General features: G+C 69.2%; 10 protein-coding genes. 8 read left to right on the top strand and 2 right to left on the bottom strand.

The genetic code is table 11. From position 1 onward, the window contains the following. A partial coding sequence (locus ACRDPN_RS12770) for a holo-ACP synthase (RefSeq protein ID WP_431448525.1) occupies nucleotides 1-260 on the bottom strand: 260 nt, incomplete at its 3' end. Between the two features lie 93 nt (nucleotides 261-353). Here ACRDPN_RS12770 and ACRDPN_RS12775 point away from each other — a divergent pair. From ACRDPN_RS12775 to nusB, 5 genes are read left to right on the top strand one after another with little or no spacing between them, the layout of a single operon-like run. Further along, entirely contained in the window at nucleotides 354-872 is a 519-nt protein-coding gene (locus tag ACRDPN_RS12775; RefSeq protein WP_431448528.1) for a shikimate kinase, read from the top strand. Then, on the top strand, nucleotides 869-1,963 hold the full coding sequence (gene aroB / locus ACRDPN_RS12780) for a 3-dehydroquinate synthase (RefSeq protein ID WP_431448531.1): 1,095 nt from the start codon (nucleotides 869-871) through the stop codon (nucleotides 1,961-1,963). The genes ACRDPN_RS12775 and aroB overlap by 4 nt, the downstream gene beginning before the upstream one ends. A 7-nt stretch (nucleotides 1,964-1,970) precedes the next feature. After that, nucleotides 1,971-3,059: a M24 family metallopeptidase gene (locus tag ACRDPN_RS12785; RefSeq protein WP_431448534.1), complete on the top strand. Its 1,089-nt coding sequence runs from the start codon at nucleotides 1,971-1,973 to the stop codon at nucleotides 3,057-3,059. Next, complete coding sequence (gene efp / locus ACRDPN_RS12790; protein WP_431448551.1) at nucleotides 3,056-3,622, top strand: elongation factor P; 567 nt, start codon at nucleotides 3,056-3,058, stop codon at nucleotides 3,620-3,622. The genes ACRDPN_RS12785 and efp overlap by 4 nt, the downstream gene beginning before the upstream one ends. Continuing rightward, the gene (nusB, locus tag ACRDPN_RS12795; RefSeq protein WP_431448536.1) at nucleotides 3,622-4,029 is read left to right on the top strand and encodes a transcription antitermination factor NusB; all 408 of its coding nucleotides are present in this window, start codon (nucleotides 3,622-3,624) and stop codon (nucleotides 4,027-4,029) included. The genes efp and nusB overlap by 1 nt, the downstream gene beginning before the upstream one ends. 2 nt (nucleotides 4,030-4,031) lie before the next feature. On the opposite strand, the gene ACRDPN_RS12800 is transcribed toward nusB, so the two are convergent. Continuing rightward, a complete protein-coding gene (locus ACRDPN_RS12800) occupies nucleotides 4,032-4,706 on the bottom strand; it encodes a class F sortase (protein ID WP_431448539.1) in 675 nt (224 codons plus the stop codon). 161 nt (nucleotides 4,707-4,867) lie between these two features. Between ACRDPN_RS12800 and pyrR the strand changes: the two genes are divergently transcribed. From pyrR to ACRDPN_RS12815, 3 genes are all read left to right on the top strand, one after another. Next, nucleotides 4,868-5,461, top strand: coding sequence for a bifunctional pyr operon transcriptional regulator/uracil phosphoribosyltransferase PyrR (gene pyrR / locus ACRDPN_RS12805; RefSeq protein WP_431448542.1), 594 nt, complete (start codon nucleotides 4,868-4,870; stop codon nucleotides 5,459-5,461). Next, the gene (locus ACRDPN_RS12810; RefSeq protein WP_431448545.1) at nucleotides 5,458-6,423 is read left to right on the top strand and encodes an aspartate carbamoyltransferase catalytic subunit; all 966 of its coding nucleotides are present in this window, start codon (nucleotides 5,458-5,460) and stop codon (nucleotides 6,421-6,423) included. The genes pyrR and ACRDPN_RS12810 overlap by 4 nt, the downstream gene beginning before the upstream one ends. Then, nucleotides 6,420-7,246: dihydroorotase (locus tag ACRDPN_RS12815; RefSeq protein ID WP_431448548.1), on the top strand; the 827-nt coding region annotated here is incomplete at its 3' end. The genes ACRDPN_RS12810 and ACRDPN_RS12815, both read left to right, overlap by 4 nt.

Consider the following 7,246-nt stretch of genomic DNA (forward strand, 5'->3'; position numbering starts at 1 on the left):
GCGAGCACGGTCCCGCGCATCGCCAGCCTCGGCTGGCCGCTGTCCTCGACGTACGTCTCGACGTCCACCCAGTGCAGACCGGCCGGAGCGCCGAGCGCCTTCGCCAGTGCCTCCTTGGCGGCGAACCGGCCGGCGAGCGAGCCGGCGACCAGGCCCGCCTCGGCCGGTACGAACAGCCGCTCGGCGACGGCCGGCGAACGCCGCAGCGTCTCGCTGAAGCGCTCGATCTCGACGACGTCGATACCGATGCCGACGATCACGTCGGCACTCCCCCTCCCCCGTGAGCATGACGTTTGCGCGCGACACGCCGGCGTGTCGGCGCAGAAACGTCATGCTCACGGTGGGGAGGCACGGTGAGTCCACGCGTGATCCTGGTCGGGCCGCCCGGCGCAGGCAAGACCACCGTTGCGAACAAGCTGGCGAACCGGCTCGGCGTCGACGTCCGTGACACCGACGCCGACGTCGAGGCCGCGCACGGCATGAGCATCGCGGACATGTTCGTCGACCACGGCGAGGCGTACTTCCGCGATGTGGAGTCCACGGCCGTGCGTGCCGGCCTGACAGAGCACGACGGTGTCCTTGCCCTCGGCGGCGGTTCGGTGCTTCACGAGGACACGCGAGCGGCGCTGCGCGGCGAACGTGTCGTGTTCCTCGACGTCGGCCTGTCCGTCGCCACCCGCCGGGTCGGCCTCAACACGGCACGACCGCTGTTGCTCGGGAACGTACGCTCGCAGATGAAGGCCCTGATGGAGGAGCGCCGCGCGATCTACCTCGACGTGGCCGCGTACGTCGTCGCGACGGACGACCTCACACCGGGCGGCGTTGCCGATGAGATCGTTCGATGGCTCGAGCGGGAGGGAGAGCAGGCATGACCGCAAGCGCACAGCGCCTCCGGGTCGACTCGGAGCGACCGTACGACGTCTCGATCGGCGACGGCGTGCTCGAGGAGCTCCCCGCTCTGCTCGGCAGCCAGGTACGCCGGATCGCGATCATCCATCCGACGACGCTCGCACAGCCGGCGGAGTCGGTACGCACGCGGCTGATGAGCGACGCACTCGACGCGCATTGCATCGAGGTGCCGGACGGCGAGGCCGCGAAGACCTCCGAGGTCGCGGAGTTCTGCTGGTCGGTCCTCGGACGGTCGGGCTTCACCCGCAGCGACGTCGTCGTCGGTCTCGGCGGCGGTTCGACGACGGACCTCGCCGGGTTCGTCGCCGCGACGTGGCTGCGCGGTGTCTCGTTCATCACCGTTCCGACCACCCTACTCGGCATGGTGGACGCAGCGGTCGGCGGCAAGACCGGGATCAACACCGACGACGGCAAGAACCTCGTCGGGGCCTTCTACGAGCCGGGCGGCGTGCTGTGCGACACGACGGTCCTCACGACGCTGCCCGACAACGAGCTGCGTAGCGGTCTCGCCGAGGTCATCAAGTGTGGCTTCATCGCCGACCCGCGGATCCTCGACCTGATCGAGGCCGACCCGCGCTCGGCCCTCGACCCGGGCGGCGCGACGCTGCCGGAGCTGATCGAGCGTGCCGTACGGGTGAAGGCGGACGTCGTCGCCGGCGACCTGCGGGAGTCCGCAGACGACGGCATCGGACGAGAGATGCTCAACTACGGGCACACGCTGGGGCATGCCGTCGAGCGGGTCGAGCGGTACTCGTTCCGGCACGGCGCGGCGGTCGCGATCGGGATGTGCTTCGCCGCGCAGCTCGCGGGGCTGACCGGACGCATCGACGGTGCCCTGGTCGACCGGCACCGCTCGGTGCTGTCACTGATGGGCCTGCCGACGACGTACAAGCCCGGGGTGTGGACCGAGCTGCTCGACGCGATGCGGCTGGACAAGAAGACCCGTGGTGACCAGCTCCGGTTCGTCGTTCTCAACGGGCTCGCGGCGCCGTCGATCCTGGCCGCTCCCGACCCTGCGCTGCTCACCGCCGCGTACGCCGAGATCTCCCGATAGGACGCGCATGCCGGACGTACACGCCGACCGACGATCCCGGCTGGCCGAGAACCTGCAGCAGCGCGAACTGGATGCAGCGCTGATCAGTGACCTGGTCAACCTCCGCTATCTGACCGGCTTCACCGGGTCGAACGGCGCGGTGCTCGTCACCGCCGCCGCCGTCGCCACGTTCGTCTCGGACGGTCGCTACCGCGACCAGGCGACCGCCGAGTGCCCGGACGTGGACCGGCACACCGACCGCGACCTGTTCGGCACGCTGCTCACCCATGCGGAGCTTCCCGGCGATGCACGCATCGGGGTGGAGACGCATGCCTTGTCGGTGGATGAGTACGAGACCGTGGTCGGCCTGATGGGGGAGCGTGCCTTCTCCGCGTCGTCGCTGCGGCGGGCGGTCGAGGAACTGCGGGTCGTCAAGGACGACGTGGAGATCACCGCACTCGCGCGTGCCTGCGAGATCTCCACCCAGGCACTCGCCGGCCTCCTCGACGGGCCGTTCGCAGGGCGTACCGAGCGGGAGATCGCGCGTGACCTCGAGTGGCGGATGTTCGAGCACGGCGCTGAGGCGGTCGGCTTCGACACGATCGTCGCCTCCGGGCCGAACGCCGCGATCCCGCATCACAGCCCGGGCGACCGCCGGCTCGAGGGTGGTGACCTGCTGAAGATCGACTTCGGTGCCCGGTACGACGGCTACCACGCCGACTGCACCCGCACGATGGTGCTCGGGCCGCCGGCCGACTGGCAGCGCGAGATCCACGCCGCCGTACGCGATGCGCAGCAGGCCGGCGTCGACGCGCTGGTCGCCGGAAAGCCGGTCGCCGACGCCGACACGATCCCGCGCGACGTACTCGACGAGGCCGGTTATCTGGAGGCGTTCACGACCGGCATCGGGCACGGTGTGGGGCTGATGATCCACGAGGACCCGTTCATCCGGAAGGAGAACACCGGTACACTTCTTGCGCGCACCCCCCTCACGATGGAGCCGGGCATCTACCTGCCAGGGCGCGGGGGAGTGCGGATCGAAGACACCCTCGTCGTCGAACACGGTGATCCGACCGTGCTGACGACCGCGACCAAAGACCTTGTGGAGCTTGGCTGATGGCAACGACGAACGACCTGAAGAACGGCATGGTGCTGAACCTCGACGGCCAGCTGTGGGCCGTGCAGTGGTTCCAGCACCACAAGCCGGGCAAGGGCGGCGCCGTCATGCGCACGAAGCTCAAGAGCGTGATGACGGGCAAGGTCGTCGACCGCACGTTCAACGCCGACGTCAAGGTCGACATCGCGCAGGTCGACAAGCGCGACATGCACTACCTGTTTCACGATGGAAATGGCTACGTCTTCATGGACTCCGCCACCTACGACCAGGTGACCATCGCCGATGACGTGGTGGGCGAGGCGAAGGACTACCTGCTCGACAACGGCGAGGCGATGGTCGCGGTCAACGACGGCCAGCCGCTCTACATCGAGCTGCCGGTCTCGGTCGAGCTCGCGGTCGAGTACACCGAGCCGGGCCTGCAGGGCGACCGGTCCAGCGGAGGCACCAAGCCCGCGCGGCTGGAGACCGGCAAGGAGATCCAGGTACCGCTGTTCATCACCGCCGGCGAGAAGGTCAAGGTCGACACCCGCGACGGCAGCTATCTCGGCCGCGTCTCCGGCTGATGTCCGCACGCACCAAGTCCCGCAAGCGCGCTCTCGACATCCTCTTCGAGTCCGAGCTCCAGGGTCTCGGCCCCGGCGGCTCGCTCGCCGGGCGCATCCAGCTGAACGACCCGCCGGTCAACGAGTACACCGTCCGGCTGGTCGAGGGCGTCGTCGCCGATCAGGAACGGATCGACGTGATGCTGGCCGAGCACGCGCGTGGCTGGACCCTCGACCGTATGCCGGGCGTCGACCGGAACCTGCTGCGGATCGCCACCTACGAGATCCTCAGCGTCGACGACGTCCCCGACGCGGTGGCCATCAGCGAGGCGGTCGAGCTCGCCCGCGACCTCTCCACCGACGAGTCACCGGGCTTCGTCAACGGCCTGCTGAGCGCGATCGTCCAGACCAAGGCGACGACCGAGTAGCTCTACACGGGCTTGGCGAACCAGATGGTGCGGTGCGTCCACTCGCCCGGGCCGAGGCGCTGGCCCGAGCACACGAGCAGCGCGACCTGCGGGGGACCCTCACGGTCGTAGTAGGGCACATACCCGTCCGCCGCGAGGACCTCGATGCGCTTGTCGACCTCGTAGCACAAGGTGGCGCCATCACCGTGGAGGATGATCCGGTCGCCCTTCTCGAGGCGCTTGAGGAACTCGTTGCCGAGTGCGGACCCGTCCGGCCAGGTGTGCGCGTTGATCAGCACATTGCCCTTCGGTGAGCCGGGCTTGATCCCGGGCGGACGGTCCCAGGCGATCTGCTGTCTGCCGGCCCCCGACACCGGAGGCACGGACGGCACGTCACGAGAGTCGCGAGGCAGTGCGAGCACCTTGGCCTTGCGGATCACGCCGGGGACGGTGACCCGGGTCGGCACGAATGGTTCCTCGGGAGGGTTGGCGCATCGTCCCGAGCTCGGCGTCGGAGTCGGCGTGGCCGTCGGCGTCGGGCTCGCCGCGGCCGGCCGGGCGACGGGTGTCGGCTCGGACGACCGTTGCAGGACGATCACCGTCGCCACCACGGCGAGCGCCGCGATCAGGGCGACGAGCAGCATCACTCGTCGCCGAGGCGACGACCACGCCTCGATGACTCGTTGCCGGTCGATCACAGAACAAGCGTAGGCACGTTTCGGCGTGGGTGGACTCGATTGTCGAAGCCGCGTCTGCGGCCGCGAGGCGCGGGAGTGCGTTCCTCCGGCGCTGGTAGTCTGGCCCGGAACGACCCGACATCCTTTAACGGCCGTCCCGTGAGGCGGAGAAGGAGGTCAGCATGGTTGCGTCCGCCAACGCGCCCCAGTCTGACAAGCACCCTGACGTGTCCCACTCTGACGGGCGCACCGTTCTCGACGAGAACGACATCGCCCGGGCACTCACCCGCATCACCCACGAGATCCTCGAGCGCAACCGCGGCTCCACCGACGTCCTGCTGCTCGGCATCCCCACTCGCGGTGTGCACCTGGCCCGCCGCATCGCCCGCAGGATGGGTGAGGTCGAGGGCCACGAGATCAAAGCCGGCGCGCTCGACGTCACGATGTACCGCGACGACCTGCGGCTCAAGCCGGCTCGCTCGCTCGAGCACACCGACATCCCCGACGACATCGACGACAAGATCGTGGTGCTCATCGACGATGTGCTCTACTCGGGCCGCACCATCCGCGCCGCCCTGGACGCCCTGAACGAGCTCGGTCGGCCGCGCGGGGTGCAGCTGGCCGTCCTGGTCGACCGGGGTCACCGAGAGCTGCCGATCCGCGCGGACTTCGTCGGCAAGAACCTGCCGACGTCGCTGGCCGAGAAGGTCAAGGTCACGCTCACCGAGAGCGACGACGCCGACGGCGTCTCCATCCGGACAGGAGGCGCTGCATGAGCTTCACTCACCTGCTGAGCGCCGGCGACCTCGACCGTACGGACGCGGTGCGGATCCTCGACACCGCCGAGGAGCTGCTGTCGGTCGCCAGCCGGCCGATCAAGAAGCTGCCCACCCTGCGCGGTCGCACCGTCGTGAACCTCTTCTTCGAGGACTCCACCCGGACGCGCATCTCTTTCGAAGCCGCGGCCAAGCGGCTCTCGGCGGACGTCATCAACTTCTCGGCCAAGGGGTCGAGCGTCTCCAAGGGCGAGAGCCTCAAGGACACCGCGCTGACGCTTCAGGCCATGGGGGCCGACGCCGTGGTCGTGCGGCACCACAATTCCGGGGCCCCGCACCGCCTGGCCCACGCGAAGTGGACGCAGGGCGCTGTCATCAACGCCGGCGACGGCACGCACGAGCACCCGACGCAGGCGCTGCTCGACGCCTTCACGATGCGGCGGCACCTCGGCGAGATCGAGGGTCGCAACGTGACGATCGTCGGTGACGTCCTGCACAGCCGGGTGGCGCGCTCGAACGCACTCCTGCTCGACACCCTGGGGGCGCACGTCACGCTGGTCGCCCCTCCGACCCTTCTTCCCGTGGGGGTCGAGCACTGGCCGGTCGAGACCTCCTATGACCTCGACGCCGCGATGGAGAAGTCCGACGCCGTGATGATGCTGCGCGTGCAACGAGAGCGCATGAACGCGGCGTTCTTCCCGACGACGCGTGAGTACAGCCGGCGCTACGGACTCGACACCGCACGCATGAACCGGTTGCCCGAGCACGCCATCGTCATGCACCCGGGCCCGATGAACCGCGGCATGGAGATCAGCGCCGACGTGGCCGACCACGACCGCTCGGTCATCGTCGAACAGGTCACGAACGGCGTCGCCGTCCGCATGGCGGTGCTCTACCTCCTGCTCGGCGGCGCCGCAGAGCACGGGGCCATCGACGACACCACCGACGAGGAGAACGCATGACCGCAACCGTCATCCGCCGGGCCCGACTGCTCGGTGAGGAGGTCGTCGACCTCGTCATCGAGGACGGCGAATTCGCGACGATCGGCACCGACGTCGACGCACCGGCAGATGCCACCGAGATCGACGCGAGTGACCTCGTCGCGCTGCCCGGACTCGTCGACCTGCACACCCACCTGCGCGAGCCCGGACGTGAGGACGCCGAGACGGTGCTCACCGGCTCGCGGGCAGCCGCTCGCGGCGGGTTCACCTGTGTTCATGCGATGGCCAACACCGATCCGGTGGCGGACACCGCCGGCGTCGTCGAGCAGGTCTGGCGATTGGGCCGTGAGGGTGGCTACTGCGACGTGCAGCCGGTCGGTGCCGTCACGGTCGGCCTGGCGGGAGAGCGGCTGGCCGAGCTCGGCGCCATGGCCGACTCCGCTGCCGGCGTCCGGGTGTTCTCCGACGACGGCATCTGCGTCTCCGACGCCGTCCTGATGCGACGCGCGCTGGAGTATGTCAAGGCGTTCGACGGGGTCATCGCGCAGCACGCGCAGGAACCGAGACTCACCGAAAACGCGCAGATGAACGAGGGCCCCCTCTCGGGTGAGCTCGGACTCACCGGATGGCCGGCCGTCGCCGAGGAGGCGATCGTCGCCCGTGACGTGCTGCTCGCCGAGCACGTCGGGTCGCGGCTGCACGTGTGCCACGTGTCCACCCGCGGATCGGTCGAGATCCTCAGGTGGGCCAAGAGCCGCGGCATCAACGTCACCGCAGAGGTCACTCCACACCACCTCATGCTCACCGACGAGCTCGTGCGCAGCTACGACCCGATCTACAAGGT

It is taken from the genome of Aeromicrobium sp. (assembly GCF_050700635.1).
GTDB lineage: Bacteria > Actinomycetota > Actinomycetes > Propionibacteriales > Nocardioidaceae > Aeromicrobium.

What these genes read in the sequence shown, in the direction of transcription:
- aroB (WP_431448531.1), top strand. Translation starts at nt 869, where the DNA reads ATGACCGCAAGCGCACAGCGCCTCCGGGTCGACTCGGAGCGACCGTAC.
- nusB (WP_431448536.1), top strand. Translation starts at nt 3,622, where the DNA reads ATGTCCGCACGCACCAAGTCCCGCAAGCGCGCTCTCGACATCCTCTTC.
- pyrR (WP_431448542.1), top strand. Translation starts at nt 4,868, where the DNA reads ATGGTTGCGTCCGCCAACGCGCCCCAGTCTGACAAGCACCCTGACGTG.
- ACRDPN_RS12810 (WP_431448545.1), top strand. Translation starts at nt 5,458, where the DNA reads ATGAGCTTCACTCACCTGCTGAGCGCCGGCGACCTCGACCGTACGGAC.
- ACRDPN_RS12785 (WP_431448534.1), top strand. Translation starts at nt 1,971, where the DNA reads ATGCCGGACGTACACGCCGACCGACGATCCCGGCTGGCCGAGAACCTG.